Origin of the sequence: Hydrogenophaga sp. A37, assembly GCF_002001205.1 — a bacterium.
Lineage (GTDB): Bacteria > Pseudomonadota > Gammaproteobacteria > Burkholderiales > Burkholderiaceae_C > Hydrogenophaga.
Genome location: NZ_MUNZ01000079.1, coordinates 22132 through 46935, shown reverse-complemented (window position 1 = coordinate 46935; position 24804 = coordinate 22132). Strand labels below are relative to the sequence as shown.

At 65.0% G+C, this 24804-nt stretch carries 26 protein-coding genes; 10 read left to right on the top strand and 16 right to left on the bottom strand.

What is annotated here, in order from left to right:
• Positions 1-7: 7 nt before the first annotated feature.
• The gene (rmuC, locus tag B0E41_RS06890; protein WP_143433708.1) at positions 8-1528 is read right to left on the bottom strand and encodes a DNA recombination protein RmuC; all 1521 of its coding nucleotides are present in this window, start codon (positions 1526-1528) and stop codon (positions 8-10) included.
• A gap of 19 nt (positions 1529-1547) precedes the next feature.
• Complete coding sequence (locus B0E41_RS06885) at positions 1548-2888, bottom strand: sodium:proton antiporter (RefSeq protein WP_253194668.1); 1341 nt, start codon at positions 2886-2888, stop codon at positions 1548-1550.
• Positions 2889-3187: 299 nt separating this feature from the next.
• Here B0E41_RS06885 and B0E41_RS06880 point away from each other — a divergent pair, with 299 nt between their 5' ends.
• Positions 3188-3658 (top strand): RidA family protein, encoded by a 471-nt coding sequence (locus B0E41_RS06880; RefSeq protein ID WP_077330282.1) that lies wholly within the window; start codon positions 3188-3190, stop codon positions 3656-3658.
• A 13-nt stretch (positions 3659-3671) separates the two neighbouring features.
• Here the strand turns inward: B0E41_RS06880 and B0E41_RS27500 are convergent, their stop codons facing one another.
• The gene (locus tag B0E41_RS27500; RefSeq protein ID WP_253194659.1) at positions 3672-4625 is read right to left on the bottom strand and encodes a CAP domain-containing protein; all 954 of its coding nucleotides are present in this window, start codon (positions 4623-4625) and stop codon (positions 3672-3674) included.
• Between the two features lie 472 nt (positions 4626-5097).
• On the opposite strand from B0E41_RS27500, the gene B0E41_RS06870 reads away from it, so the two are divergent.
• Together B0E41_RS06870 and B0E41_RS06865 are read left to right on the top strand one after the other, a co-directional pair.
• On the top strand, positions 5098-5526 hold the full coding sequence (locus tag B0E41_RS06870; protein ID WP_077330280.1) for an SRPBCC family protein: 429 nt from the start codon (positions 5098-5100) through the stop codon (positions 5524-5526).
• Between the two features lie 10 nt (positions 5527-5536).
• On the top strand, positions 5537-6115 hold the full coding sequence (locus tag B0E41_RS06865; protein ID WP_077330278.1) for a hypothetical protein: 579 nt from the start codon (positions 5537-5539) through the stop codon (positions 6113-6115).
• Between the two features lie 91 nt (positions 6116-6206).
• On the opposite strand, the gene B0E41_RS06860 is transcribed toward B0E41_RS06865, so the two are convergent.
• Positions 6207-6749 carry a phasin family protein gene (locus tag B0E41_RS06860; protein WP_077330385.1) on the bottom strand — a complete coding sequence of 181 codons (543 nt, stop codon included), beginning with the start codon at positions 6747-6749 and terminating at the stop codon, positions 6207-6209.
• Positions 6750-7000: 251 nt separating this feature from the next.
• Between B0E41_RS06860 and B0E41_RS06855 the strand changes: the two genes are divergently transcribed.
• Positions 7001-7423 (top strand): SRPBCC domain-containing protein, encoded by a 423-nt coding sequence (locus tag B0E41_RS06855; protein WP_077330276.1) that lies wholly within the window; start codon positions 7001-7003, stop codon positions 7421-7423.
• Between the two features lie 61 nt (positions 7424-7484).
• On the opposite strand, the gene B0E41_RS06850 is transcribed toward B0E41_RS06855, so the two are convergent.
• From B0E41_RS06850 to B0E41_RS06825, 6 genes are all read right to left on the bottom strand, one after another.
• Positions 7485-7880, bottom strand: a complete 396-nt coding sequence (locus B0E41_RS06850; RefSeq protein ID WP_077330274.1) for a DUF4189 domain-containing protein — start codon at positions 7878-7880, stop codon at positions 7485-7487.
• Positions 7881-7953: 73 nt separating this feature from the next.
• Positions 7954-9234, bottom strand: a complete 1281-nt coding sequence (locus tag B0E41_RS06845) for an alanine racemase (protein ID WP_077330272.1) — start codon at positions 9232-9234, stop codon at positions 7954-7956.
• Between the two features lie 6 nt (positions 9235-9240).
• The gene (locus B0E41_RS06840; protein ID WP_077330270.1) at positions 9241-9429 is read right to left on the bottom strand and encodes a hypothetical protein; all 189 of its coding nucleotides are present in this window, start codon (positions 9427-9429) and stop codon (positions 9241-9243) included.
• Positions 9429-11774 carry a DNA topoisomerase IV subunit A gene (gene parC / locus B0E41_RS06835; RefSeq protein WP_077330268.1) on the bottom strand — a complete coding sequence of 782 codons (2346 nt, stop codon included), beginning with the start codon at positions 11772-11774 and terminating at the stop codon, positions 9429-9431. Before parC ends, B0E41_RS06840 begins: the two co-directional genes overlap by 1 nt.
• 21 nt (positions 11775-11795) lie before the next feature.
• A complete protein-coding gene (locus B0E41_RS06830) occupies positions 11796-12548 on the bottom strand; it encodes a lytic transglycosylase domain-containing protein (protein WP_077330266.1) in 753 nt (250 codons plus the stop codon).
• On the bottom strand, positions 12548-14518 hold the full coding sequence (locus tag B0E41_RS06825; RefSeq protein WP_077330264.1) for a DNA topoisomerase IV subunit B: 1971 nt from the start codon (positions 14516-14518) through the stop codon (positions 12548-12550). The genes B0E41_RS06830 and B0E41_RS06825 overlap by 1 nt, the downstream gene beginning before the upstream one ends.
• Before the next feature lie 165 nt (positions 14519-14683).
• Here B0E41_RS06825 and B0E41_RS06820 point away from each other — a divergent pair, with 165 nt between their 5' ends.
• The 5 genes from B0E41_RS06820 to bamC all read left to right on the top strand — a co-directional run bounded on the left by B0E41_RS06820 (position 14684) and on the right by bamC (position 18752).
• The gene (locus B0E41_RS06820; protein WP_077330262.1) at positions 14684-15925 is read left to right on the top strand and encodes an MFS transporter; all 1242 of its coding nucleotides are present in this window, start codon (positions 14684-14686) and stop codon (positions 15923-15925) included.
• Entirely contained in the window at positions 15922-16050 is a 129-nt protein-coding gene (locus B0E41_RS27715; RefSeq protein WP_290440840.1) for a hypothetical protein, read from the top strand. Before B0E41_RS06820 ends, B0E41_RS27715 begins: the two co-directional genes overlap by 4 nt.
• The gene (locus B0E41_RS06815; protein WP_077330260.1) at positions 16050-16604 is read left to right on the top strand and encodes a class I SAM-dependent methyltransferase; all 555 of its coding nucleotides are present in this window, start codon (positions 16050-16052) and stop codon (positions 16602-16604) included. The genes B0E41_RS27715 and B0E41_RS06815 overlap by 1 nt, the downstream gene beginning before the upstream one ends.
• A gap of 83 nt (positions 16605-16687) precedes the next feature.
• The gene (gene dapA, locus B0E41_RS06810) at positions 16688-17575 is read left to right on the top strand and encodes a 4-hydroxy-tetrahydrodipicolinate synthase (protein WP_077330258.1); all 888 of its coding nucleotides are present in this window, start codon (positions 16688-16690) and stop codon (positions 17573-17575) included.
• 55 nt (positions 17576-17630) lie between these two features.
• Positions 17631-18752 carry an outer membrane protein assembly factor BamC gene (gene bamC / locus B0E41_RS06805; RefSeq protein ID WP_143433707.1) on the top strand — a complete coding sequence of 374 codons (1122 nt, stop codon included), beginning with the start codon at positions 17631-17633 and terminating at the stop codon, positions 18750-18752.
• A gap of 129 nt (positions 18753-18881) precedes the next feature.
• On the opposite strand, the gene B0E41_RS06800 is transcribed toward bamC, so the two are convergent.
• The 3 genes from B0E41_RS06800 to B0E41_RS06790 all read right to left on the bottom strand — a co-directional run bounded on the left by B0E41_RS06800 (position 18882) and on the right by B0E41_RS06790 (position 21140).
• Positions 18882-19229, bottom strand: a complete 348-nt coding sequence (locus tag B0E41_RS06800) for a hypothetical protein (RefSeq protein ID WP_077330254.1) — start codon at positions 19227-19229, stop codon at positions 18882-18884.
• A 224-nt stretch (positions 19230-19453) separates the two neighbouring features.
• Positions 19454-19966 (bottom strand): hypothetical protein, encoded by a 513-nt coding sequence (locus tag B0E41_RS06795; RefSeq protein ID WP_077330252.1) that lies wholly within the window; start codon positions 19964-19966, stop codon positions 19454-19456.
• Between the two features lie 19 nt (positions 19967-19985).
• Positions 19986-21140 carry a cupin domain-containing protein gene (locus B0E41_RS06790; RefSeq protein WP_077330250.1) on the bottom strand — a complete coding sequence of 385 codons (1155 nt, stop codon included), beginning with the start codon at positions 21138-21140 and terminating at the stop codon, positions 19986-19988.
• 14 nt (positions 21141-21154) lie between these two features.
• On the opposite strand from B0E41_RS06790, the gene B0E41_RS06785 reads away from it, so the two are divergent.
• On the top strand, positions 21155-21697 hold the full coding sequence (locus B0E41_RS06785) for an FKBP-type peptidyl-prolyl cis-trans isomerase (RefSeq protein WP_077330248.1): 543 nt from the start codon (positions 21155-21157) through the stop codon (positions 21695-21697).
• An 80-nt stretch (positions 21698-21777) separates the two neighbouring features.
• Here the strand turns inward: B0E41_RS06785 and dut are convergent, their stop codons facing one another.
• From dut to B0E41_RS06770, 3 genes are read right to left on the bottom strand one after another with little or no spacing between them, the layout of a single operon-like run.
• A complete protein-coding gene (gene dut, locus B0E41_RS06780) occupies positions 21778-22227 on the bottom strand; it encodes a dUTP diphosphatase (RefSeq protein WP_077330246.1) in 450 nt (149 codons plus the stop codon).
• Complete coding sequence (locus B0E41_RS06775; protein ID WP_077330244.1) at positions 22228-24015, bottom strand: TRAP transporter large permease subunit; 1788 nt, start codon at positions 24013-24015, stop codon at positions 22228-22230.
• Positions 24016-24017: 2 nt separating this feature from the next.
• Positions 24018-24638: a TRAP transporter small permease subunit gene (locus B0E41_RS06770; protein ID WP_077330242.1), complete on the bottom strand. Its 621-nt coding sequence runs from the start codon at positions 24636-24638 to the stop codon at positions 24018-24020.
• Between the last annotated feature and the right edge of the window lie 166 nt (positions 24639-24804).

The following is a 24804-nucleotide window of genomic DNA, read 5'->3' as shown; positions in this document are numbered from 1 at the left end:
GTTGAACTCAAGTGTCTCCGTCGTCGCTGGGGTCCAGCGGCAACAGCGCGCTCGCCTTGTCCTGCGGCAGCGCTTCGACCGTCTTGAGCGCGCGGGTCATGGCGCGGCTGCGCGTCTCGGCGTTGTCGAGGGTGTTGAGCACGGTCTGGGTCTGGCTCTTCACGCGCGCCAGCACATCACCAAACTTGCCGAACTCGGTCTTGACCGCGCCCAGCACCTGCCACACCTCGCTGCTGCGCTTCTCCAGCGCCAGCGTGCGAAAGCCCATCTGCAGCGAGTTGAGCATGGCCATGAGCGTGGTCGGCCCAGCGAGCGTGACGCGGTATTCGCGTTGCAGCACCTCCATCAGCCCCGGTCGGCGCAACACCTCGGCATACAGGCCTTCGGTGGGCAGGAACAGGATCGCGAAGTCGGTGGTGTGCGGCGGCTCCAGGTACTTGTCGGCCATGCTCTTGGCTTCGAGCCGGATGCGTTGCTCCAGCCCGCGCGCGGCCAGCTCGGCGCCCTCTACATCGGCGCGCTGCTGCGCATCGAGCAGGCGCTCATAGTCTTCATTCGGAAACTTCGCGTCGATGGGCAGCCAGCAAGGGGCGCCGTCGTCGCCGCGACCGGGCAGCTTGACGGCGAAGTCCACGGCGTTGCGGCTGCCGGGCCGGGTGGTGACCTGGGTCGCGTACTGGTCGGGAGCAAACACCTGTTCGAGCAGCGCACCCAGCTGTGCCTCGCCGAACATGCCGCGCGTCTTCACATTGCTCAGCAGGTGCTTGAGGTCGCCAACGCCCTGTGCCAGCGTCTGCATCTCGCCCAGGCCCTTGTGCACCTGCTCCAGCCGGTCGGCCACCTGCTTGAAGCTCTCGCCCAGGCGCGCCTGCAGCGTGCTCTGCAGCTTCTCGTCCACAGTCGCGCGCATCTCGTCGAGCTTGGCGGCGTTGCTCTGCTGCAGCTGGGCCAGCTGGCCGTCCAGCGTGGTGCGGATCTCGGCCAGGCGGCGCGCGTTGCCCTCGCTCATGTCCTGCAGCTGGCGCGTGAGCGTGTCGCTCAGCGTGCCGCGCAGCTGCACCAGCTGCTGCGCGAAGGCGTCGATCTGTGCGTTCTGCGTGCGAGTGGCTTCGGCCGCCTGCTGACCCATGCCCAGGCTGATGGCCTGCAGCTGCTGGGTCAGCGTGTCGCCCAGCGTGCCACGCAATTGCAGCAGTTGCTGGGAAAACGCATCCAGCTGGGTGTTCTGCGTGCGCGTGGCCTCGGCGTCCTGCCGCGTCAGCGTTTCCTGGAAGGTCGCCAGGGTCTGCTGGATCTCCTGCCGCCCCCCGCGCGAGCTGTCGCTGATCTCGCGGCGCAGCTCGCTCTCCACACGCTCGATGCGCTGGGTGGTCTGCAGGCCCTGCGCCTGCAGCGTGACCAGCAGCTGCTGTCGCTGCGCGGCTTCGTCGGCATTGGCCGGCGGGCGACGCAGCAGCAGCCAGAGCACCAGCAAGGCGTTGAGCACGCCCAGCGCGAGCACGAACCAGGGAAGCAAGTCGTCGGTCATTCGGGCATCGCACCGTTCATCAAACAAAGAAGAGCCAGGTCATGATGGCAAACAACGGCACCAGGATGCCGACCGACCAGATCATGTAGCCGAAGAAGCTGGGCATCTTGACGCCACGGTCTTCGGCGATGGCCTTGACCATCAGGTTGGGTGCGTTGCCGATGTAGCTGTTGGCGCCCATGAAAACCGCGCCCGCCGAAATCGCCACCAGCGTGGGGGCCAGCGTGGTCATGAGCACGGCCGGGTCGCCGCCGGCGGTGTTGAAGAACACGAGGTAGGTCGGCGCGTTGTCCAGGAAGGAGCTGAGCAGGCCCGTGGCCCAGAAGTACATGGCCGGGTTCGGCGAGCCGTCGGGGTTGGTCACCGCGCGCACCACGGCGCCAAACGGGCCGTCGACGCCGGCCTTGAGCATGGCGATCACCGGGATGATGGTCAGGAAGATGCCCGCGAACAGCTTGGCCACCTCCTGCATCGGCGCCCAGGCAAACTGGTTGTCGGCGTGCACACCCGAAGGCGTCAGCTGCAGCGAGGCCACCGTCACCGCGATCAGGCCGAGGTCGCGCAGCAGGCCCGGCAGGCCCACCTCGGTGCCGGCGATGTTGAACGACACGCTGGACTTCCACAGCCCGCTCATCAGCACCAGCGCCACCACCACGGCCAGCAGCACGAAGTTGATGCCGCCGTCAAAACCGAACGTCCGGTCGTCAGGCGTCGGGTCTTTCGGCTGGACTTCTTCCTTGCGGTGGTAGTACCACCAGTCGATGCCGTAGAACAGCGCCAGCAGCGCGGCCAGCAGGAACGCCGTCTCGGGCAGGATGTGGATCAGCGTCCAGGAAAAATCCACCCCTTTCAGGAAACCCAGGAACAGCGGCGGGTCGCCCAGCGGCGTGAGCGAACCGCCGGCGTTCGAGACGATGAAGATGAAGAACACCACCACGTGCACCACGTGTTTGCGGTGGTCGTTGGCGCGGATCAGCGGACGGATCAGCAGCATCGACGCGCCGGTGGTGCCCATGAAGCTGGCCAGCACCGCGCCCACGGCCAGAATCGCCGTGTTCAGCCCAGGGCCGCCATGCAGGTTGCCGCGGATGAAGATACCGCCTGCCACGGTGTAGAGCGCGGTGAGCAGGATGATGAAAGGGATGTACTCGGCCAGCATCGCGTGCGCGATGCCGGCGCCCGCGGCCGTCGGGCCAAACACCACGGCAAACGGCAGCAGGAACGCCAGCGCCCAGGCCGCCGACACCTTGCCGAAGTGGTGGTGCCAGAAGAGCGGCGCCACCAGCGGCACCAGCGCGATCGACAGCAGGATGCCGGCAAATGGCACGCCCCAGAGCACGGACAGCTGGCTGCCGTCCATGTCGGCGGCCTGCGCGAGCACGGGCAGCAAGCCGGCGGCCAGGGCGGCCAGGCGGGCCACAGCGCGCGGGGAAAGGGTCTTCATCGTGGTGTCTCCAGCGGGCGACTCGGCCGGTCGCCTGGTTCATGGGGAGCCGGGGCTGGCCAGGAGGGCCTGGCACCGGATCGCGAAACAAAAGCCCTCGATTATTCCAGCAGTGCGCTGAAGAACCGCTGACGACCACCCCCGCCGATAGAATGGCCCGCACCCCTGCGCCACCCCGGTCGCAGTGCCCCATTCCCAGCCTTCAGGAGCCTTCCATGAGCGTTTACGACAAGTTGTCCCAACTGGGCATCGCCCTGCCACCCGTGGCCATTCCCGCCGCTGCCTACGTGCCCTTCGTGCAGACCGGAAACCTCGTCTTCCTGAGCGGCCACATCGCCAAGAAAGAAGGCAAGCCCTGGGTCGGCCAGCTCGGTCTGACCATGACCACCGAAGAAGGCAAGGCCGCCGCCCGCGCCATCGCCATCGACCTCATGGGCACCCTCGCCGCCGCCTGCCTGGCCGGTGGCAAGACGCTCGACGATGTCAAACGCATCGTCAAGGTCATGAGCCTGGTCAACAGCACCGCCACCTACACCGAGCAACACCTCGTCACCAACGGCTGCAGCGAGCTGCTGGGTGAGGTCTTCGGCCCGAAGGCTGGCGCGCACGCGCGCAGCGCGTTCGGCGTCGCGCAGATCCCGATGGGCGCTTGTGTCGAGATTGAGCTGATTGCTGAGTTGGGCTGAGCGTCCCGGCGAGTCAGTGCCGGCCCAGCACCATCGTCCAATACCTGGTGTAGGTGGTGCCCGGCTTCGCCACACAAGCCAGGGCGACATGGGTGTAGGCGCTGTTCATGATGTTGTTGCAGTGCCCTTCGCTGCTGAGCCAACCGGTCATCACCTCCGACACAGTGGTGTGACCTGCCGCAATGTTTTCTCCAATGGCCGACCAGCTGTAGCCCGCTGCCGTGGCGCGCAGCCCCACGGTGCTGCCATCGCTGCCGGTGTGGCTGAAGAAGTTGTTTTGGGCCATGTCGCTGGAATGGCGCGCAGCGGCCGCAGCCAGGGCGGCGTCCCACGACACAGCGGTGGCGGCCGGGCGGGCCGTGCTGCCGCAACTGCGCGCCACGGCACGGGCGGCATTGATCTGTTGCATCAGGTCGACCTGAAAGTTGGCCAACTGACAGGTGGCGTCGGCGGTTCCGGGATCGGGCTCGGGCGCCGTGCCCACCACGTAGTACCCAACGCCTTCAGCGCGGTACTGAGCCAAACCAGCGGTCTCCGACGCGTTGACGGAATAGAAGTGGAAGCCTTTGTTCAGCACGTAAGACCGGTACAGCGGCCGAAAACCCGTGGCAGCCACCTGGCTGGCGTAGTAGGCCACCCCTTCCAGATGGAACTGCGGCAAGCTGTCGCGCACCAGGTTCTTCTCGGACTCGCTGATCGTGTAGAAATGCACGCCGGTTTGCGTGTTGTAGAAGCGGTAGACAGGTGCCAATCCTGTGCCAGCCTGCGCCAGGGCCTCAAAGGCCGTGCCTTCGTAGGAATAACTGGGCAGACGGGCTCGGATCGAGTCCCGCTCGGTCGCACTGGTGGTGTAGAAGTGGGCACCGGTTGAAGCGTTGTAAAAGCGATAGACCGGCACCGATGCCGTCGCCGCCTTGGTAACCGCATTCAGCGTGCGGGGCTCCGTCGACCCTGCGGTCTGTTGCATGGGTTGCAATGGTTGTGCCAAGGCTGCCTTGTCGAGTTCCTGGCGGTTCAACACCGCCGCGGCCTCCATAATCTCGGCTTCTTTGCGGAAAGCGCCAGGCACTGACTGGGGTCCGGCCGTCCCGACCACCTCCTTTTGCGGCGCCCGGTCGAGCTGAACAGCATCACCCTGGGCTTCGCCCCCGCCGCACGCTGTCACCAGCACAGCGAACAACAGCGCGATGCCCACATGGACTGTTCCGCGTGCCGTCGAAACAACCTGTGTGCACAGGCCGATGGTGAGCGGGGGTTTCAACATAGGGAACATGATTGATGGCGGACGAAAAGCAGGTTCGGAGGGTTCCATTCGAAGCGGCCCATGCACACAGCGCCTCCTCATGAACCCGTAAAAACCAGTCTAAACGCAAGGGCGGCGGCACAGAGCGCGTGAGTTCGCTTGGAGGCCGACAACCGACACACCAAGCGACCGCAACATGTTGATTGAACATCGCATCACCATCTCCACCCCGCCAGGCCCGATCTTTCAGATCTACGCCGACGTACCCCACTGGCGTCAGTGGGACCCGGACACCAGGGCCGCCACGCTGGACGGTCCGTTGGCCGCCGGCTCGCGCGGCACGCTGACACCGACCCAGGGCAACACGGTGCCCATGGTGGTGACCTTCGCCGATCCGGCGCGCGGGTTCACGGTGGAATCGCGCATTCCGCTGCTGCTGCGCATGGTGTTCGAGCATGAAATGACCCCACTCGGACCCTCGCAGACCGAGGTGGTGCACCGGGTGACGCTCTCGGGCCTGTTGTCCTCGTTGATCGGCCCGGCGCTGAAACGCCAGCTGGACGCCGGACTGCCGGTGACGCTGGCGCGGCTCAAGCAGATGGCGGAGACGGGCTCGCCCGATTGAACAGGGACCCATGAAGACCAAACGCCTGTTGCTCCTGCGCCTGGCCTTCTTGCTGCTGGTGGTGACGCCGCTCGCGGCCTGGCTGCTGGTCAAACCCGTGCGCGTGCTGGCGCCCGCGCTGGTGGGTCTCTCGTGCGACCGGGGACCGGTTTGCACCGACGATCCACAGCGCTGGCAAGCAGCCAGTGACCTCTATGCCGAAGGCATGGCGTTCGTGTCGGATTCCATTGCCCCGCTGGAAACAGCACCCCGAGCGGTGTTCTGCGCGACGCAGGCCTGTGCCGACCGTTTCGGGCTGGGAGCGAGGGCGGCGGTGACGGTGGGCACCTGGGGCATCGTTCTGGCGCCTCGAGCCTGGCAACCCCATTTCATCCGCCACGAGCTGATCCACGTCTTGCAGGGGCAGCGCCTGGGCGTGATCCGGCGGCTGCTCATGCCCACATGGTTCGTCGAGGGCATGGCCTATTCGCTGAGCGAAGACCCTCGCGCGCCTCTGGCCGCCCCCTGGGAGGCGCACAGGGCGCGCTTCAAGGCCTGGCTCGCGGGCATCGCCCGAGAACGGTTCTGGGTGGAGGCTGGCCAGTTGTGAAGGCGGCCGCTTTGCCCAACAAAAGAGGCTCCCGAAGGAGCCTCTTTTGTTGGGGTGGTCACGGCCCGAAGGCCGCTCACATCCGGGTCAATCAGACCTTGGAGGCCTTCTTGGCCAGATCGGTGGCTTGCTTGGAAGCAGCCGTGAAGTTGGCTTGGGCGGCGGTCGTGGCCTTCTTGATGGCGGCCTGGGTCTGCTCAACGGCCTTCTGGCCGTTGCTCAACGCGCTCTGGAAGGCGGCCACGGCGGTTTCGGAGCCGGCCGGTGCACTCTTCACCAACTGGTCCACGGAGGCGCCGAACGCCTTCTGGGCTTCGGCCATCTTGGCTTCGACCTGCTTGGTGAAATCGGCGCTGCCTTCGGTGGCAATGCTTTGCACATGCTGGAAGTAGGCGACCGACTTCTCAGCCAGAGGCTGGAAGAAACTGGTTTGCAGGGTCATGAATTCCTGGGGCGTCTTGACGGCCATGACAGCGTGGGCGTAGCTGAAAGACTCGCCCAAGGCGGCCTTGGAGGCGGCCATGTTCAGGTCGACCAGCTTTTCCACGCCGGTGTAGGCCTTCTTGGCGGCGCCTTCGAGGGCTTCCAGGTTGGCTTTGTTGGCGGCGATCAATTGTTCAGCGGGGTTGTTCATTTCAGGTTCCTTGAAGTGGAGGGTTGAGAAGCCGCCGGTGAACATGCATCGATTGTCGATTTATGTTGCAGTGCAGCATGGGTGTGATTCTACGGGTATTCCCGATGATGGCAAGCGTTTTATGCTGCGGTGCAGCAAGTTTAGAGCCATCCCCCCAACACAGGCGGCTCATCCCTTGCGTCTCGCTGGGTGAAGCTTCGGGTATCTTCCAGAGCCCTGTGCATCTCAGGCTTTTGAAAGGACGACGAACCATGATCGACAACACCCTGCTCACCGTGCGGGTCCTCGTGCAATGTGATTCCGCCCGCGCATGGGCCGCGTACACCGACCCTGAGGCCATCGTCCAGTGGAACCACGCGGCGCCGGAGTGGCATTGCCCACGAGCGGAAAACGACCTGCGCGTCGGCGGCGTGCTGCGCACGCGCATGGAAGCGCGCGACGGCTCCATGGGCTTTGATTTCGAAGGCACCTACACCGAGGTGGTCCCGCTGCAGCGTCTGGTCTATGCACTGGGTGAAGACCGGCGGGTGCTGGCGGTGTTCAGCGAGAAGGACGGCCACACCGAGCTGACCGTGAGTTTCACCCCCGACGCGACCTTCCCAGCCGAGTACCAGGTCGGTGGTTGGCAGGCGATCCTCAACAACTACAAGGCGTTTGCGGAAAGCGCGGTCTGAACGACCCCACTCAGCGCCTTCATGGTGAAGGCGGCCTTCGATACCGCCAACCAGGTCTGGATCACATGCACTTGCCAGGGATGGCGCTGGGAATGCTGCAGTTGCGGCCACCCTTGGCCTGGCACTGCGCCAGAGCGCCCGCTTCGGCCTCGGCCTGGGTGGCACCGCCCGACACGCCCCACACCAGCGCGCTGCCACCGCCCGTGGCCAGCGCGCCGCAGCTGCCCTTGCCGGAGAACTCGAAAACCACCACACAACCTTCACCGCCACAGCGGGTGACCGCCGCCGCGTTGGCTGTTTCCTGGGAAATGAAGTTGGTCACGATCAGCGCCGCCGGTTGGGTGGCGTTGAGCGCGATCGCGCCGTGGGGAGTTGGGTCGTCACTGCCACCGCCGCAAGCGGTCAGCAACAGGCCAGACGACACCACCAACAGCCAGTTCTTGAGAGAGTTCAGCATGTTTGCCTCTTGGGTTGAAAAACGCTGCGCAGGTTAGCACGCGGATTCGGAACCAGCCCCGAAAGGCGCCGGGTCAGAACCAGGTGGTGACGGCATCGACCACGCGGTAGCCATCATCCACCACGGGCAGCCAGCGCCACTTGTCGAAGGTGGTGCAGGGGTGAGAGATACCCGAGGCCACGGTTTCGCCGAGCTGCGGCCATTCACTCTGGGGCGCCACCGGTTCAAAGCGCAGGTAGGCGTGCTGGTCGTTCAGGGCATCGATGTGCCAGTGGGCGGGCACGGCTCTCGGCGCACCCCCCTTGGCATCCGACCGCCAGAGCGGCAAGGGCATGTCCAGATCGTGCGACACGTCGCGCCGGCCCATGCCGAGCAACGCCAGCCCGGGTTCGGGACAGCTCTGCACACAGGCCAGCACCTCCAGCGCGGGTTTCAGGGTTTCGCGCAGGTTCAGACGCTCGCCCACACAACACAGGTAACGCTGGTAGCGCAGGTGGTCGTGCGTGAGGTAACAACCCGAGCGCAGGATGCCGCGCACGGGCACGCCAAGGTCGGGTGTCATGCGCTCGGCCACGAGGTCGAAGATGGCGGAGCCACCGGCGCTGATGACAATCTCGTCGGCTTGGCCAAACCACCCCTGGGCCACGCCTTCGCGGGCCAGCAGGTCCACGCGGTCCATCAGCTCGCTGACGGCGGCGCGGTCCTTGGCGTGATCGCAACGGGCCACAAGGCCCTCGTAACACTCCACACCACACAGGCGCAGAGCGGGGCTGGCAGCGATGCGCCGTGCCAGCTCGCGGGCGGCGCCCGGCTCGCGCACGCCAGTGCGCTGACCGGCCATGCCGAGCTCCAGCAGCACGTCGAAACGCCCCACCCAGCCGCGCTGGAGCGCCCAGGCTTCGATAAGGTCGACCTGCGCCATCGAGTCCACGAGAAACAGCGAGCGCAGCGCGGGCCACTCGATGTGCAGCGCCACCAAGGCGTCCAGCTCGGCGGGCTGCAGCACCTGGTTGGCGATGACGATGCGTGCAACGCCATGGCGCACGCCAACCGCCGCCTGGAACACGGTGGCGAAGCTGATGCCCCAGGCGCCCGCCTCCAGCTGCATCGCCCACAGCTCGGGCGACATGGTGGTCTTGCCGTGCGGCGCGAGATCGATGCCGCGCTGCGCGCAGAAGTCACGCATCCAGCGCAGGTTGTGCTGCAGGGCAGGTTGTTTGATCACCGCCAGCGGCAGGGCCAGGTCACCGCGAAGCAGCTGCCAGCCTTGTTGGGGAATCTGCTCGCGCGTGAGCTGCGCGCCACCGGTGGGGAAGCCTTTGAGGTGGGGGCCGAAGACCGGTGGATGGCGCATGGCGGTTCAGCTGCGTTTTTTGCGCGCCTGCGCCCGCCGCACCTGGCGGCTTTGTTGAGCCAGATGTTGCTCGGCCTGGGCGGCCTGCTTCGTATCGCGCCGGGCCTTCAGGCGTTTGCCAATGAGGCGCGCAACCAAGAAGGTGAGCGCGAAGCTCGCCAGCATCAGGAACAGGCTGGTGGCGTCGGCGCCCATCATTCCACCCGCGTGATTTTGTGGGGCTTGAAGCCCAGGTCGGCCGCCTTGCCTTTGCGCGCACGGGCCGCGCGGGCGTTGTTGAGGCTGCGGATCTCCAGCGTTTCGTCGCGCTCCTTGCCGCCGCGGCCGATGCCTTCAATCTTCACGCTGCGGGTGTAGGCCGCGGCGCCAGCGAGCGTGTCTTTGGCTTCGAGGTCGATCAGCATCAGTCCACGACCGCCCTTCTCCATGGCCTTGAGTTCAGCGATGTCAAAGGTCAGGATGCGGCCGCCGGTGGAGGCGCAGGCCACATGGGTGGCCGGCAGCAGCGGTTGGCCGCCACTGGTGTTGGCCACGTGGGATGGCGCGCAGATGGTCTCGCCCTCGCCCACGCTGATGAAAGCCTTGCCGGCCTTCTGGCGCGAGACCAGGTTGTCCGCCGTGGCCAGGAAGCCGTAGCCGCCGGTGCTGGCGAGCAGCAGCGTGGCGTGGGCCGGGCCGGCGAAGTAGTGCAGCGGCTGCGTGCCGCTCTCCAGCTCGATGAGCGTGGTGATGGGCTGGCCGTCGCCGCGGGCGCCGGGCAGGCTCGCGACCGGCACGCTATAGACACGGCCATTGCTGCCGAACACGATGAACAGGTCCACCGTGCGGCACTCGAACGTGCCATACAGGCCGTCGCCCGCCTTGAAGGCAAAGCTGCCAGCTTCGTGGCCGTGGCCTGTGCGGGCGCGCACCCAGCCTTTGCTGGAGATGACGACCGTGACCGGCTCGTCCACCACCTTGATCTCGGCCACGGCCTTTTTCTCGGCCTGGATCAGCGTGCGGCGCGGGTCGGCAAAGGTCTTGGCATCGGCCTCGATCTCTTTGACCATCAGGCGCTTCAGGCTGGCCGGGTTGCCCAGGATGTCTTCCAGCTTGCCCTGCTCTTCGCGCAGTTCTTTGAGATCCTGTTCGATCTTGATGGCTTCCAGCCTGGCCAGCTGGCGCAGACGAATTTCAAGTATGTCTTCGGCCTGGCGGTCGCTGAGTTTGAAGGCTTGAATCAGCGCGGGCTTGGGCTCGTCGCTGTGGCGGATGATGCGGATCACCTCGTCGATGTTCAGCAGCACGAGCTGCCTGCCCTCCAAGATGTGGATGCGGTCGAGCACCTTGTTCAGGCGGTGCTGCGTGCGACGCACGATGGTGCTCTGACGGAACTCGATCCACTCGCTCAACATGAGCCGCAAGCTCTTCTGCGTCGGCCGCCCGTCCAGGCCGATCATCGTCAGGTTGATCGGCGACGAACTTTCCAGGCTGGTGTGGGCCAGCAACGCGGTGATGAGTTCCTGCTGCTCGATGCGGCTGCTCTTGGGCTCGAACACCAGGCGCACCGCCGCGTCTTTGCTCGACTCGTCGCGCACCACGTCCAGCACCATCAGCATGCTGGCTTTGAGCTGCGTCTGGTCCTGGCTCAGCGCCTTCTTGCCGGCCTTGACCTTGGGGTTGGTGATCTCTTCAATCTCTTCCAGCACACGCTGGCTGCTCACGCCGGGCGGCAGCTCGTTCACCACGAGTTGCCACTGGCCACGCGCGAGGTCTTCGATCTTCCAGCGCGCGCGCACCTTGAGGCTGCCGCGGCCCGTGCGGTAGGCGTCGGCGATGTCGCCCACCGGGCTGATGATCTGGCCGCCGCCGGGGTAGTCGGGGCCGGGAATGATGGCGAAGAGTTCTTCGTCACTAAGCTTGGGCGTCTTCACCAGCGCCACACAGGCGTCGGCCACTTCGCGCAGGTTGTGGCTCGGTATCTCGGTGGCCAGGCCCACGGCAATGCCCGAGGCGCCGTTGAGCAGGTTGAACGGCAGGCGCGCGGGCAGCTGCTTGGGTTCTTCGAACGAGCCGTCGTAGGTGGGGATGAAGTCCACCGTGCCCTGGTCGATCTCGTCGAGCAGCAGGCCGGTGATCTTGGCCAGGCGCGCTTCGGTGTAGCGCATGGCCGCGGCGCCGTCGCCGTCGCGGCTGCCGAAGTTGCCCTGGCCGTCGATCAGCGGGTAACGTTGGCTGAAGTCCTGCGCCATGCGCACCAGCGCGTCGTAGGCCGCGCTGTCACCGTGCGGGTGGTACTTGCCCAGCACGTCACCCACAACGCGCGCGCTCTTGACCGGCTTGGCGGCCGTGTTGCCGCTGTAGCCCAGACCCATGCGGTCCATGGCGTAGAGGATGCGGCGCTGCACCGGCTTCTGGCCGTCGCACACGTCGGGCAGGGCACGGCCCTTGACGACAGAGAGGGCGTATTCGAGGTAGGCGCGTTGTGCGTAGGTGGCGAGGTTGTCTTCGCCGGGCTCAACGGGTTCGGCCGGCGCGAGGTCGGTATTCAAGATGTCCATGGGAATTCGGTGGGGTACAGATCAGAGCGAGGCCACGGGCAGGCTGCGAGGCTGCATGGCAGCGGGTGACAGGGCGGCCGCTCGCCCCTCGCTCACCGCACGGGGCGGCAGCAGGTTCTGGTGAAGTTGGGTGACCTTGCGCACGTAGTCGCGGGTCTCGGGGTAGTTGGGCACTTTGCGGCCTGCGCGCAACACAGCGCCCTCGCCGGCGTTGTAGGCCGCGATGGCCAGCTCCAGCTCACCGTTGAAGTACTTCAGCAGCCAGGCCAGGTAGCGGGCGCCGGCCTGCACGTTGGTGCGCGGATCGGTCAGGCGTTCTTCCAGCGTCTGGTTGACCTTGGGCCGCACGCCGAAGCGCTGCGCCGTGTCGGGCATGAGCTGCATCAGGCCGATCGCGCCCTTGGGGCTGACCGCGCGGGTGTTGAAGCCGGACTCGGTGGCGATCACGGCCTGGAGCAATTCGAACTCCAGCCCGTGGGCGTTGGCGGCTTCGCGGATCAGGTGGCGAACGGCCTTGAAATCGGGGGACACATCAAAGCGCGCACCCAAGCTGGGCGGCGCATTGACGGCGCTGGGCACCCGGCTGGAGGACGAACCCGCCGAGGCCTTGGCGCCCCGGTAGAACAACTCGTAGCGGCGGTCGACCTGATGGTCAGCGAAGTGCGACATGCCCTTGCGGTCCACAAAGCCCCAGATTTCGGCGCGAGCGGGCGCGGCCGCGAGCAGCAGCCCGGCCGCGACCCACGCGGCGAACAGGCGAAGCACGCTGCGCATCACACGTCCACCTCCACCGAGTCACCGTGCAGCTCCATGAGCTCGCGGCGCGAGGCCGCTTCGCCCTTTCCCATGAGCTTGGTGATCAGCGCCTCCGTGGCCGCAAAGTCCATCGCGCCCAGGGTCACCTGCATCAGGCGGCGGGTGTCGGGGTTGAGCGTGGTGTCCCAGAGCTGTTCGGCGTTCATTTCACCCAGCCCCTTGAAGCGGCTGATCGGGCACTTCTCGCGCGACACACCATCTTTCTCGGCTTTGTCCAGGATGGCTTGCAGCTCGCCGTCGTCCAGCGCGTACTGCTTGAGCGCCGGCTTCTTGCCACGCGCGGGCACGTCCACCCGGAACAGCGGCGGGCGCGCCACGTACACGTGGCCGGCCTCGATGAGCTTGGGGAAGTGGCGGAAGAACAGCGTGAGCAGCAGCACCTGGATGTGCGAGCCGTCCACATCAGCATCCGACAGGATGCAGACCTTGCCGTAGCGCAGACCGCTCATGTCGGGCGTGTCCAGCGGGCCGTGCGGATCGACACCAATGGCGACCGAGATGTCGTGGATTTCGGTGTTGGCGAACAGGCGGTCGCGCTCCACCTCCCAGGTGTTGAGCACCTTGCCGCGCAGCGGCAGCACGGCCTGGCTTTCTTTGTCGCGGCCCATCTTGGCGCTGCCGCCGGCCGAGTCACCCTCGACCAGGAACACCTCGTTGTGGGCCAGGTCGCGGCTTTCGCAGTCGGTCAGCTTGCCGGGCAACACGGCCACGCCCGAGCCTTTGCGCTTCTCGACCTTCTGGCCGGCCTTCTGGCGAAACTGCGCCGCCTTGATGGCGAGTTCGGCGAGTTTTTTGCCGTAGTCCACGTGCTGGTTGAGCCAGAGCTCCAGCGCAGGGCGCACGAAGCCGCCGACCAGGCGCACCGCGTCGCGCGAGTTCAGGCGCTCCTTGATCTGTCCCTGGAACTGCGGGTCCAGCACCTTGGCACTGAGCACGTAGCTGGCACGGGCGAACACGTCTTCGGGCAGCAGCTTCACGCCCTTGGGCAACAGCGCGTGCATCTCTATGAAGGCCTTGACCGCCTGGAACAGGCCGTCGCGCAAGCCGCTGTCGTGCGTGCCACCGGCGCTGGTGGGGATCAGGTTCACGTAGCTCTCGCGCACCGGCTGGCCGTCTTCGGTGAAGGCCACGCACCACGAGGCGCCTTCACCGTCGGCGAAGTTGTCGTCTTTCGCGTCGGCAAAACCTTCGCCTTCAAACAGCGGGATCACCGGGTCGCCATGCAGCGTCTGCGCCAAGTAGTCGCGCAGACCGGCCTTGTAAAGCCAGACCTGGGTGTCCTTGGTCTTCTCGTTCACCAGCGTGACCTGCACGCCCGGCATCAGCACCGCCTTGCTGCGCAGCAGGTGCGTCAGCTCGGCCATGGGCAGCACGGCGGATTCGAAGTATTTGCCGTCGGGCCAGGCGCGCACGGTGGTGCCCTGCTTGCGGTCGCCCTCGCCCTTGGGCGCGATCACCAGTTGTTCGATCACGTCACCGGCCGAGAACGCGAGCCTGGCCACCTGGCCTTCGCGGTAGCTGGTCACTTCCAGCCGGGTGGACAGCGCGTTGGTCACGCTCACGCCCACGCCGTGCAGGCCGCCCGAGAAGCTGTAGGCGCCACCCGAGCCTTTGTCGAACTTGCCACCCGCGTGCAGCCGGGTGAACACCAGCTCGACCACCGGGGCCTTTTCTTCCGGATGCAGGCCGAACGGGATGCCGCGGCCATCGTCCTCCACGCTGACCGAGCTGTCGGTGTGCAGCGTCACTTTGATCTTTTTGCCATGACCGGCCAGGGCCTCGTCGGCCGCGTTGTCCAGCACTTCCTGGATGATGTGCAGCGGGTTGTCGGTCCGGGTGTACATGCCCGGGCGCTGTTTGACCGGCTCCAGACCCTTGAGGACGCGGATCGAACCTTCGGAGTATTCGTTGGGAGATTGGGTTGCCATGGGGGCGGATTGTAAGCATCCCCACTCAAACCACTGGATGCAAATACAGAGAAAACACCCGCCATCTCCACCCATTCGCGCTGGACATCAATCGCCAGCGCCGATTTCATCGACTTGAATTGAAGGCGACAGGCGCGTTCTCCGGGGATTCGCTACATTTTCGGGATGTCCTCCCATTCGGCCACCGCGCCAACCGCCCGCCTCTCCACGCTCCAGGTGCTCGCCTGCGGCGCCGCCATCGTCACGCTCTCCATGGGCGTGCGCCACGGCTTCGGCCTCTGGCTGCAGCCCATCACCCAGGACCAGGGCTGGACGCGAGAAAACTTCGCGTTCGCGCTGGCGATTCAAAACCTCTCATGGGGCCTGTTCGGTATCTTCGCCGGCATGGCGGCCGACCGCTTTGGCGCCTTCCGTGTGCTGCTGCTGGGCGCCGTGTTGTACGCACTGGGGCTGACCGGCATGGCGCTGTCGCCCACACCGCTCACGTTCGCTCTCACCGCTGGCGTGCTGATCGGCGCGGCGCAGGCCGGCACCACCTACGCCGTGATCTACGGCGTGATCGGCCGACAGATCCCGGCCGAGAAACGCTCCTGGGCCATGGGCGTGGCGGCAGCGGCGGGTTCGTTCGGTCAATTCCTGATGGTGCCCATCGAGGGCTGGCTGATCAGCGGGTTCGGCTGGCAGCAGGCGCTGCTGATCCTCGGTGGCGCGGTGTTGTTGATCATGCCGCTGGCGCTGTTCCTGCGCGAACCGGGTTTTGTGGGTGGCGTGGCGCCTCCCCGGGAACAGACCATTCTTCAGGCCGCGCGCGAAGCCTTCAAATACCGCAGCTTCCAGTTGCTGATGGCCGGCTACTTTGTCTGCGGCTTCCAGGTGGTGTTCATCGGCGTGCACATGCCGAGCTACCTCAAAGACAACGGCCTGTCGCCCCAGGTGGCGAGCTACGCGCTGGCGCTGATCGGCTTGTTCAACGTGCTGGGCACCTACGCGGCGGGCGTGCTGGGGCAGCGTTTTCCCAAGCGCCACATCCTGTCATTCATCTACCTGGCCCGCGCCGTGGCGATCAGCGCCTTCCTGATCGTGCCGCTCTCGCCCGCCAGCGTGTACGTGTTCGCGGCCGTCATGGGCGTGCTCTGGCTGTCCACCATTCCGCCGACCAACGCGGTGGTGGCGCAGATTTTTGGTGTAGCGCATTTGTCGATGCTCGGCGGCTTCGTGTTCTTCAGTCACCAGATCGGCAGCTTCCTGGGCGTGTGGCTGGGCGGCTACCTGTACGACCAGACCGGCAGCTACGACATCGTCTGGTACATCTCGATCGCGCTGGGCGTGTTCGCCGCGCTGATCAACCTGCCGGTGCGCGAGGCGCCCATCACCCGCGGTCCGCAGCGCGTGGGAGCCGCAGCGTGAAGCCCTTGGTAGTGAAGGCGCTGATGTGGACCGGGGTGGCGCTCGCGCTGCTGGGCACACTCTCGCTCTACAACCGGCCTGATTTCCTGGTGAATCTGGCCGACCAGCTCTGGAGCTGTTTCTGATGTACGGCACGGAAGCTCCCTCGGCCTGGGTCAGGCGATGGTCGCACCTCGTGCCTAGCGGCGGTACCGTGCTCGACGTGGCCTGCGGCCACGGCCGGCACCTGCGCTGGTTCGCCGGGCTCGGTCATCCGGTGACGGGTGTGGACCGCTCGCCCGAAGCCATCACCGCCGTGGCGGAGCTGGGTTGCGCCGTCGAAGCCGACATCGAAAACGGCCCCTGGCCGTTCGCGGGCGAGACCTTCGACGCGGTGGTGGTGACCAACTACCTCTGGCGTCCTCTGCTGCTGCAGATCGTCGCCAGCGTGGCCGATGGCGGCGTCCTGATCTGCGAGACCTTTGCAGCCGGCAACGAGACCGTGGGCAAGCCCTCGCGGCCTGACTTTTTGTTACACCACGGTGAGCTGCTGCGGGTCTGCGCCGACCTGCATGTCGTAGCGTATGAAGACGGCTTCTGTGACGCCCCTGAGCGCTTTGTCCAACGCATCGTGGCGGTGCGAAAACCCCCATCCACCGCCACCCTGCCCCCGCGCTTTGCGCTGGATGCCGCTGGGTAGAATGCGGGATTCGCGCGCGTGCCGCCCGGGTCCTTTTTCCTTCGCTGCCGTGACACGGCGCCCCCTGTACCGAGACAGAGAACATGAAACCCATCACCGGCAGCATCGTTGCCCTCGTCACCCCCTTCCTTCCCGACGGCAGCGTGGACTATCCCACCCTGCGCAAACTCATCGACTGGCACATCGCAGAAGGCACCGACTGCATTGGCGTGGTCGGCACCACGGGCGAGTCGCCCACGGTGTCGGTTGAGGAGCACTGCGAGATCATCCGCGTTTCGGTCGAACAGGCAGCCAAGCGCGTGCCCATCATGGCCGGCTGCGGTGCCAACTCAACGGCCGAAGCCATCGAGCTCGCCAAGTTCGCCCGACAGGTCGGCGCCGACTGCCAGCTGCAGGTCGTGCCCTACTACAACAAGCCCACTCAAGAAGGTCAGTACCAGCACTTCAAGGCGATCGCCGAAGCCACCGGCGACCTGCCCATCGTGCTGTACAACGTGCCCGGTCGCAGCGTGGCCGACATGTCGGTGGAGACCGCCCTGCGCCTGGCCACCGTGCCCGGCATCGTCGGCATCAAAGAAGCCACCGGCAACATCGAACGCGCGCAGTGGCTGATCCGCGAAGCGCCCAAAGGCTTTGCCATCTACTCTGGTGACGATCCGACCGCCGTGGCGCTGATGCTGTGTGGCGGTCAGGGCAACATCAGCGTGACGGCCAACATCGCGCCGCGCCTGATGCACGAGCTGTGCATGGCCGCCATCGCTGGCGACACCCGCAAGGCCATGGACATTCAGTTCCGCCTGATGCCGGTGCACAAGAACCTGTTCGTCGAAGCCAACCCGATCCCGCTGAAATGGGCCATGGCCCGCATGGGCCTGTGCGCCGAAACCATGCGCCTGCCGCTCACGCCCATGACCCGTTCGCTGGAACCCTTGGTCGAGGCTGCGCTCAAAGACAGCGGCCTGATCGACTGAGCCGCAGCCCATTCCTCCTGACGCCACCGAGCCCCCCATGCACACACTCCACCCCATGTCATGTTCTTCCCCCAGCCCTTGGCGCGCCCCTCGAGACCGCCTCGGGGTGGTGGCTCTGGCCGCCGTGCTGGCCACGGGCTGTTCCGTGCTGCAGGAAGACAAGATCGACTACAAAAGCGCGCGCCAGGGCAACACACTCGACGTGCCTCCCGATCTGACCCAGCTCAGCCGTGACGCTCGTTACCAGGTGCCCGGCTCGGTCGTGACGGCGAGTGGTTATCAGGCCGCGCAGCCCGTCACGGGTGCAGGTGCCAGCGACACGGCAGCGAACAAAGTGGGTGACGTGCGCATCGAGCGCGCGGGCAACCTGCGCTGGCTGGTCATCGACCGCCCGGCAGACAAGGTCTGGACCCCGGTCAAAGACTTCTGGCAGGAAAACGGATTCGTTCTCACGCTGAACCAGGAGAACCTGGGCGTGATGGAAACCGACTGGGCCGAAAACCGCGCCAAGCTGCCGCAAGACGTGATCCGATCCACCATCGGCAAGGTCTTCGACAGCTTGTACTCGACCGGCGAGCGCGACAAGTTCCGCACCCGGCTGGAGCGCAACGCCGCCGGTGGTACCGAAATCTACATCAGCCACCGTGGCATGGTGGAGGTCTACACCGATTCCAAAAAGGACCAGACGATCTGGCAACCCCGCCCTGCCGACGTCGAGCTCGAAACGGAATTCCTGCGCCGTTTGATGATCAAGTTGGGTGTGAACGAGGCACAGGCGAAGGCCGTGGTGGCCGCAGCACCCACCCAGACGACCACACGTGTGACCACCGTCAACAACTTGCCCGTCTTGCAAATGGAAGACGACTTTGACCGTGCCTGGCGCCGTGTGGGGTTGTCGCTCGACCGCACCGGATTCACCGTGGAGGATCGTGACCGTACCCAGGGCATGTACTTCGTCCGCTACGTGCCCTTGGCCACCACCGATGGTCCCAAACCGGGCTTTTTCGGACGCTTGTTCGGCGGCGGTGAACCACAGGCCAAACCGGCGCAATACCGCATCACCGTGCGCAGCAGCGGCACGACCACCACGGTGTCGGTGCTCAACGCCCAAGGACAACCCGACGGTTCGGCCGATGCACAACGCATCGTGCAACTGCTGGCCAACGACATCAAGTAAACGACAGTGGACGGCCAGCTCGTCTGGCCGTCCACTTCACTTGCCCGAACCCATTCGGTTCCGGCAATAAAAAAGCCGCTGTCTTCACAGCGGCTTTTTTCATGTTCGGGCCGAAGCCCGGAACCCGTATTACTGGGCGGGCTTGGCAGCGGCCTTGGCGGCTTCAGCAGCCTTGTCAGCGGCTTCTTTGGCTGCGTCGGTAGCGGTGACTGCGGCGTCCTTGGCAGCAGTGGCGGCGGCGTCAGCAGCACCAGCGGCGGCAGCACCAGCAGCGGCGCCAGCAGCAGCACCGGCGTTGGCAGCAGCGGCGCCAGCATCCTTGGCGGCGTCGACAGCGGCGCCAGCAGCGTCCTTGGCGGCTTCAACGGCGGGGGCCACTTCAGCAGCAGGAGCGGCAACAGGTGCTTCTTCCTTTTTGCCGCAAGCGGTCAGGGCGATGGCGGCGAGCAGGGAGGCGAGCAGAACGGTCTTTTTCATGGTGATTCCTCAAATGGATGAACAAAAATGATCTTGAATCAACCATAAAAAAACCCGAATCCGTGATCCGGGCTTGGTTGACCCTGCTGCGCGAGCGTTTGGATTGCACCCTGCAGACTGGGTCAGAATCATACCTTTGAATCAACCATAAGTATTTACCCTCGCCCATTTTTTTCTTTTGTTGACAGAGTAAGTTCAAAAAAAACAATCTGTCACACGAAAGACTACAAACCCAATGTGGTGGCCGCGAACGACGGGCTTCCTTGTTGCCAGCACGCCTGCAAGCGTTCATGCAACTGCGTTCGGCGCTCGGGTTCAGTGCTGGCCACCAATGTGCAACGGTCGATGTCGAGACGCTCCATGGTCCAGCCGGGTGACCAAATCGCGCTGGGCACGTCGCCCCCCGACAACCCACGGCACGCATGGGCTTCAACCAGATGGGCCCAGGTGGTCCGCCATTGCACCAGACGTGGATGCGTCTCGCGCAGGCATCCGAAGTCCCGCGCCATGAACCGGATGTGGCGGCCACGACCGGCCCAGGCTTGAAGTGAGTCCACCACGGCACGTTCGCCCAACGGCCAGTCGGCGAAATCGGGGTCGCTGAGCACGATGTGCCCCCACCGCTCGCGCGCGGCACAGGCCAGGGCCTGGCGCACCAAGTCGACAAACACCTGCCGCCCCTGCAGCCGCCCCACGGGCAAGGCAACCGGTTCATTCACACCATGTTCGGGTTCCATCGCATCGGTCCTTGTGGTTTCAAGCCCCAGATTGGGGGTGCAACCACCCCGCCTCAAACCAGTCTTGCAGCAGCGAGCGTGCGCCTTCGCTGGCGCGCTGAACCTGCACATGTCCCAGTCGCCGCTGATCGGCCAGCGTGTGCATCAGGCGCGCGTCGGCCCCATCCGCCCGGAAACTCTCGCCATTGATGAAGATGTGTTTGTCGTCATACATCATGCGGGTGCGCCGGTCCAGCGTCAAAGCTGAGGGAGTCCATGCGCCTTGCGGCTCTTCAAACCACACACGGGGCTTGGGCTCGGTCATCACCTCGCCCAGCGCGCAGGCCAACGAGGCCCGGTCGGCCAGCAAGCGCTGGAGCCCGTCGGCGGCGAAGGCCTCCAGCGAGGCGGGCATGGCCGCTGGCGTTGCGGTGGCCAGTTGATCGGGATCACGGTACAGCGTGGGATCGTCGTACTCGTCGGCCATGCGCTGCAGCAACTCTCCAGCCAGTCCACCGCGCTGCGGCACACGAAACCCGGCCGAATAGGTCATGCAGTCGTCACCCACGGCGATGCCGTCGTGGGCCCAGCGTGGGGGCAGATACAGCATGTCGCCAGGGTTGAGCAGATGCTCCTCCTCCGGCTGGAAATGGCTGAGGATCTTCAGCGGCACGCCCTGCTCCAATGACAGGTCTTTCTGCCGACCGATGCGCCAAAGACGCTGACCACTGGCCTGGAGCAGGAACACGTCGTAGCTGTCGAAATGCGGACCCACACCACCGCCATCACTGGCCCACGAGATCATCAGGTCGTCCAGCCGTGCGTCTGGCACAAAGCGAAAGCGCTGCAGCAGCTCATGCGCAGCGTTCACATGCAGGTCCACGCCCTGCACCAGCAGCGACCAGCGGGGTTGCTTCAGCGGGGGAAAGGCCCTCGGACCGAACGGCCCGTGCTTGAGTGCCCAGCCCTTGGGCTTGTGCACGATCAGTCGCGACTCCACCGCTTCGTCTGCGGCCATCGCGAACAGCTGCTGACGGCTGAGCAGCGGATGAAAGTCAGGAAAGGCGTTGCGGATCAGCAGAGGCTTTTTTTGCCAATGGCGGCGCATGAACTGCGCTTGCGACAGACCTCCGAGCATCTGTCTGGGTTGGTCGATCGAAGGGGTGACGGTACTGGAAAGGGTGGCTTGGGTCATGGGACAATTGTCTGATGAAAATCACCGAACAATGCGTCGTGGCACTGACCTGGACGCTCAAAGACACCCTGGGCGAAGAACTCGACACACTGGATGAACCGGTCGAGTTTCTGGTCGGCGGCAGCGACCTGCTGGCCAGCATTGAAAGGGGTCTGCAAGGATATGAGGCCGGCGACACCCTGGAACTTCAAATCGAGCCCCAGGACGCCTTTGGCGACTACGACGATCGCCTGCTCTTCCTCGAGCCCCGCCACCTGTTCCCCGAGAACATCGAAGAAGGCATGGGTTTCGAAGGTCTGCCAGAGGGCTGCAATGCCAGCGCCCCGCGCGACCGCCTTTACTTTGTGAGCGACATCTACCCGGACCACGTGGTCATGGACGGCAACCACCCGCTGGCGGGCATCGCCCTGCGCATCCAACTCAAGGTGCACGCGGTGCGCGAAGCGACCGTGAGCGAGATCGGCAAAGGCTCGCTGGGCACTGGCTTCTTCAGCATGCAGGTCGACGGCGACAACGGCACTGGCGAACCCGGCGTGGCCTCTCCCACCCTGCACTGACGCCAGACGGAACCCTCTTCAGAAACAACAAAGGCTGCTCACGCAGCCTTTGTCTTTTGCCATGCCGGTTCAACAACAGCTCAGCCGCGCCCTGTAGATCCGTACCCGCCAGCACCGCGCTCGCTGGCCGCAGCGAAATCGTCCACCACATTGAAGCGCGCCTGCGCCACCGGCACGATCACCATTTGCGCAATGCGCTCCATGGGCTCGATGGTGAAAGCCACGTCGCTGCGGTTCCAGGCGCTCACCATGAGCTGGCCCTGGTAGTCGCTGTCGATCAGCCCCACCAGGTTGCCCAGCACGATGCCGTGTTTGTGGCCCAGGCCGGAACGCGGCAGGATCATGGCGGCGTAGCCCGGGTCGGCCAGGTGGATGGCCAGACCCGTTGGCACCAGCTGCCAGGCGTTGGGTGCCAGGGTCAACGGAGCGTCCAGGCAGGCACGCAGGTCCAGTCCGGCGCTGCCGCTGGTGGCGTAGGCAGGGAGCTGGCCCGCCATGCGGGGGTCCAGCACTTTGACGTCGATCTGCATCTACTCGGCCTTCTTGACGGCTTCTTCCAGCGCTTTGGCCGGATCAATTTCCGCTTCCGCCTCGGGCACCGGCATGCCGTCCTTGGACTCGCCTTCGGGGGCTGTTGCGCCCTCGGCCGCCGGATCGGCGTCCTGTTGCAGGTCTTGCATGTTGTTGAGCATGTCGGTCACCGACGCGTCGTCCACCACCGTGGCTTTTTCCAGACTGCCGGTCACCAAGCCCGGGTTGAGCACCACCACGGCCACCATGATCAGCTGCAGGATGATGAAGGCGATCGAGCCTTTGTAGATCTGGGCCGTGGTCACCGCCGGGATGCGCTGCTTGGTCACGTGGTCGGTGTAGTCGCTGCGGGCAGCCACGCTGCGCAGGTAGAACAGCGCGAAACCGAACGGCGGCGTGAGGAACGAGGTCTGCAGGTTCATGGCGATGATGATGCCGAACCAGATCAGGTCGATGCCCATCTTCTCGGCCACCGGTGCCAGCAACGGGATCACGATGAACGCGATTTCGAAGAAGTCGATGAACATGCCGAGCACGAACACCAGAATGTTCACCACGATCAGGAAGCCCATCTGGCCGCCCGGCAGCTTGGCGAACAAGTGCTCGACCCAGAAGTGGCCGTCGGCCGCGTTGAAGGTGAAGCTGAAGGCCGTGGAGCCGATCAGGATGAACAGCACAAAGATCGCCAGCTTGGTGGTGTTCTCCAGCGCTTGCATCAGCAGGCTCCAGCTCAACCGTTTGCGCGACCCGGCCATGATCAGCGCGCCGAGTGCACCCATGGCACCGCCTTCGGTGGGGGTGGCAATCCCGAGGAAAATCGTGCCCAGCACCAGGAAGATGAGCACCAGCGGGGGGATCAACACAAAGGTCACCTGACCGGCCAGGCGCGACAGCAGGCCCAGTTTGAACAGGCTGTTGACGATGGCCAGCGCCAGTGCCAGGAACGACGCCACGGTGAGCGACATGATCACGATCTCATCGCCCGGCGCGTCGATCTCCCGCCCGATCATCGGGTTGATGATGGACTGGTGCACCTGCGACCAGGCGAAGCCCGCGACACCACAGATCAGCAACAAGATCAGCAGCGAGCGGTGGCCGCTGCTGCCGTTGGGTTCGTTGTACACGCGCGCCTCGGCCGGCAACGCAGGCACCCAGGCGGGTTTGACGATGGCCACGCCCGCGATGAACAACAGGTACAGGCCCACCAACATCAGACCAGGCAGCAAACCGCCCGAATACATGTCACCCACCGAACGACCGAGCTGGTCGGCCAGCACGATCAGCACCAGCGACGGCGGTATCGCTTGTGCCAGGGTGCCAGAAGCGGTGATGGTGCCGGTGGCGATGGTGCGGTTGTAGCCGTAGCGCAGCATGATGGGCAGCGAGATCAGGCCCATGGAAATCACAGCAGCGGCGACCACACCCGTGGTGGCGGCCAGCAGCGCGCCCACCAGGATCACGGCCACAGCCAGGCCACCGCGCACCGGGCCAAACACCTGGGCCACCGTGGCCAGCAGGTCTTCGGCCATGCGGCTGCGCTCCAGGATGATGCCCATGAGGGTGAAGAACGGAATGGCCAGCAACGTGTCGTTCTGCATGATGCCAAACACCCGCAACGGCAGCGCCTGGAACAGGTTGGACGGGAAGAGCCCGATCTCCATCCCGATAAAGCCGAAGAACAGGCCGGTGGCCGAGAGGGCGAACGCCACCGGAAAACCCGACAGCAGGAACACCAGCAGGCCGCCGAACATCAGCGGCACAAAATTGGCGGTGAGGAATTCGACCATGATCAGTTCGCTCCCTTGAGTTGTTGTTCTTGTTTGAGGCGCTCCTGCTCTTCTTCTTCCAGCAGCTGCTGGGCCAGAAGTTCTTCGTCGCTCGGACCTTCATGGGCCAGCACGTCGGGACCATTGCCCGTCAGGAATGCGAAGCGCTTGATCAGCTCGCTGATGCCCTGCGCAAACAGCAGTGCGAAACCCAGTGGAATCAGGCCATACACCGGCCAGCGGATCAGACCACCGGAGTTGGACGACATTTCGCCCGTGGTCCAGGCGCGTTCAAAAAGTGGGTATCCCAGCGTACCAACGACATAGCACAGGGGAAACAGGAACACCAGGATGCCGAACACGTCCACCCAGTTGCGCCCCCGGGCGCTGAACTTGGACGATACGAAGTCGATGCGCACATGGGCGTTGCGCAAGAACGCGAAACCCGCGCCCAGCATGAACACCGCCGCAAACAGGTACCACTGGATTTCCAGCAGACCGTTGGAGCTGGTGTTGAAGATTTTGCGCACGATGGCGTTGCCGGCGCTGATGAGGGTGGCGGCCAGGATCAGCCACATCGCCAGCTTGCCGATGAGCTCGCTGACAGCGTCAATCAGACGCGAAACACTTAACAAGAACTTCATGGAATACCCCGCACGGAAGTGCATGTTCAGCGACAGGCCAGTCTGTCGTCTGTTGAAAACCCTCCCCGGGTCAGGAAGCCCTGACCGGAGGGATTTGCGGCCGGTGGCCACAAGCTTGCCCGAGCGAAAAACCCCGCCGTGGCGGGGCTTTTCACCGGACACCGGG

Excerpts from the sequence above, each read along its gene's own strand:
- B0E41_RS06800 (WP_077330254.1), bottom strand. The coding sequence starts at position 19,229 with ATGAAAAAGACCGTTCTGCTCGCCTCCCTGCTCGCCGCCATCGCCCTG.
- B0E41_RS06775 (WP_077330244.1), bottom strand. The coding sequence starts at position 24,015 with ATGGTCGAATTCCTCACCGCCAATTTTGTGCCGCTGATGTTCGGCGGC.
- bamC (WP_143433707.1), top strand. The coding sequence starts at position 17,631 with ATGTCATGTTCTTCCCCCAGCCCTTGGCGCGCCCCTCGAGACCGCCTC.
- B0E41_RS06845 (WP_077330272.1), bottom strand. The coding sequence starts at position 9,234 with ATGCGCCATCCACCGGTCTTCGGCCCCCACCTCAAAGGCTTCCCCACC.
- parC (WP_077330268.1), bottom strand. The coding sequence starts at position 11,774 with ATGGACATCTTGAATACCGACCTCGCGCCGGCCGAACCCGTTGAGCCC.
- B0E41_RS06850 (WP_077330274.1), bottom strand. The coding sequence starts at position 7,880 with ATGCTGAACTCTCTCAAGAACTGGCTGTTGGTGGTGTCGTCTGGCCTG.
- B0E41_RS06880 (WP_077330282.1), top strand. The coding sequence starts at position 3,188 with ATGAGCGTTTACGACAAGTTGTCCCAACTGGGCATCGCCCTGCCACCC.
- B0E41_RS06820 (WP_077330262.1), top strand. The coding sequence starts at position 14,684 with ATGTCCTCCCATTCGGCCACCGCGCCAACCGCCCGCCTCTCCACGCTC.
- B0E41_RS06840 (WP_077330270.1), bottom strand. The coding sequence starts at position 9,429 with ATGGGCGCCGACGCCACCAGCCTGTTCCTGATGCTGGCGAGCTTCGCG.
- B0E41_RS06795 (WP_077330252.1), bottom strand. The coding sequence starts at position 19,966 with ATGGAACCCGAACATGGTGTGAATGAACCGGTTGCCTTGCCCGTGGGG.
- B0E41_RS06785 (WP_077330248.1), top strand. The coding sequence starts at position 21,155 with ATGAAAATCACCGAACAATGCGTCGTGGCACTGACCTGGACGCTCAAA.
- B0E41_RS27500 (WP_253194659.1), bottom strand. The coding sequence starts at position 4,625 with ATGCAACAGACCGCAGGGTCGACGGAGCCCCGCACGCTGAATGCGGTT.
- dut (WP_077330246.1), bottom strand. The coding sequence starts at position 22,227 with ATGCAGATCGACGTCAAAGTGCTGGACCCCCGCATGGCGGGCCAGCTC.
- B0E41_RS06825 (WP_077330264.1), bottom strand. The coding sequence starts at position 14,518 with ATGGCAACCCAATCTCCCAACGAATACTCCGAAGGTTCGATCCGCGTC.
- B0E41_RS06770 (WP_077330242.1), bottom strand. The coding sequence starts at position 24,638 with ATGAAGTTCTTGTTAAGTGTTTCGCGTCTGATTGACGCTGTCAGCGAG.
- B0E41_RS06855 (WP_077330276.1), top strand. The coding sequence starts at position 7,001 with ATGATCGACAACACCCTGCTCACCGTGCGGGTCCTCGTGCAATGTGAT.
- B0E41_RS06815 (WP_077330260.1), top strand. The coding sequence starts at position 16,050 with ATGTACGGCACGGAAGCTCCCTCGGCCTGGGTCAGGCGATGGTCGCAC.
- B0E41_RS06790 (WP_077330250.1), bottom strand. The coding sequence starts at position 21,140 with ATGACCCAAGCCACCCTTTCCAGTACCGTCACCCCTTCGATCGACCAA.
- B0E41_RS06865 (WP_077330278.1), top strand. The coding sequence starts at position 5,537 with ATGAAGACCAAACGCCTGTTGCTCCTGCGCCTGGCCTTCTTGCTGCTG.
- rmuC (WP_143433708.1), bottom strand. The coding sequence starts at position 1,528 with ATGACCGACGACTTGCTTCCCTGGTTCGTGCTCGCGCTGGGCGTGCTC.
- B0E41_RS06830 (WP_077330266.1), bottom strand. The coding sequence starts at position 12,548 with ATGCGCAGCGTGCTTCGCCTGTTCGCCGCGTGGGTCGCGGCCGGGCTG.
- B0E41_RS06860 (WP_077330385.1), bottom strand. The coding sequence starts at position 6,749 with ATGAACAACCCCGCTGAACAATTGATCGCCGCCAACAAAGCCAACCTG.
- B0E41_RS06885 (WP_253194668.1), bottom strand. The coding sequence starts at position 2,888 with ATGGACGGCAGCCAGCTGTCCGTGCTCTGGGGCGTGCCATTTGCCGGC.
- dapA (WP_077330258.1), top strand. The coding sequence starts at position 16,688 with ATGAAACCCATCACCGGCAGCATCGTTGCCCTCGTCACCCCCTTCCTT.
- B0E41_RS06870 (WP_077330280.1), top strand. The coding sequence starts at position 5,098 with ATGTTGATTGAACATCGCATCACCATCTCCACCCCGCCAGGCCCGATC.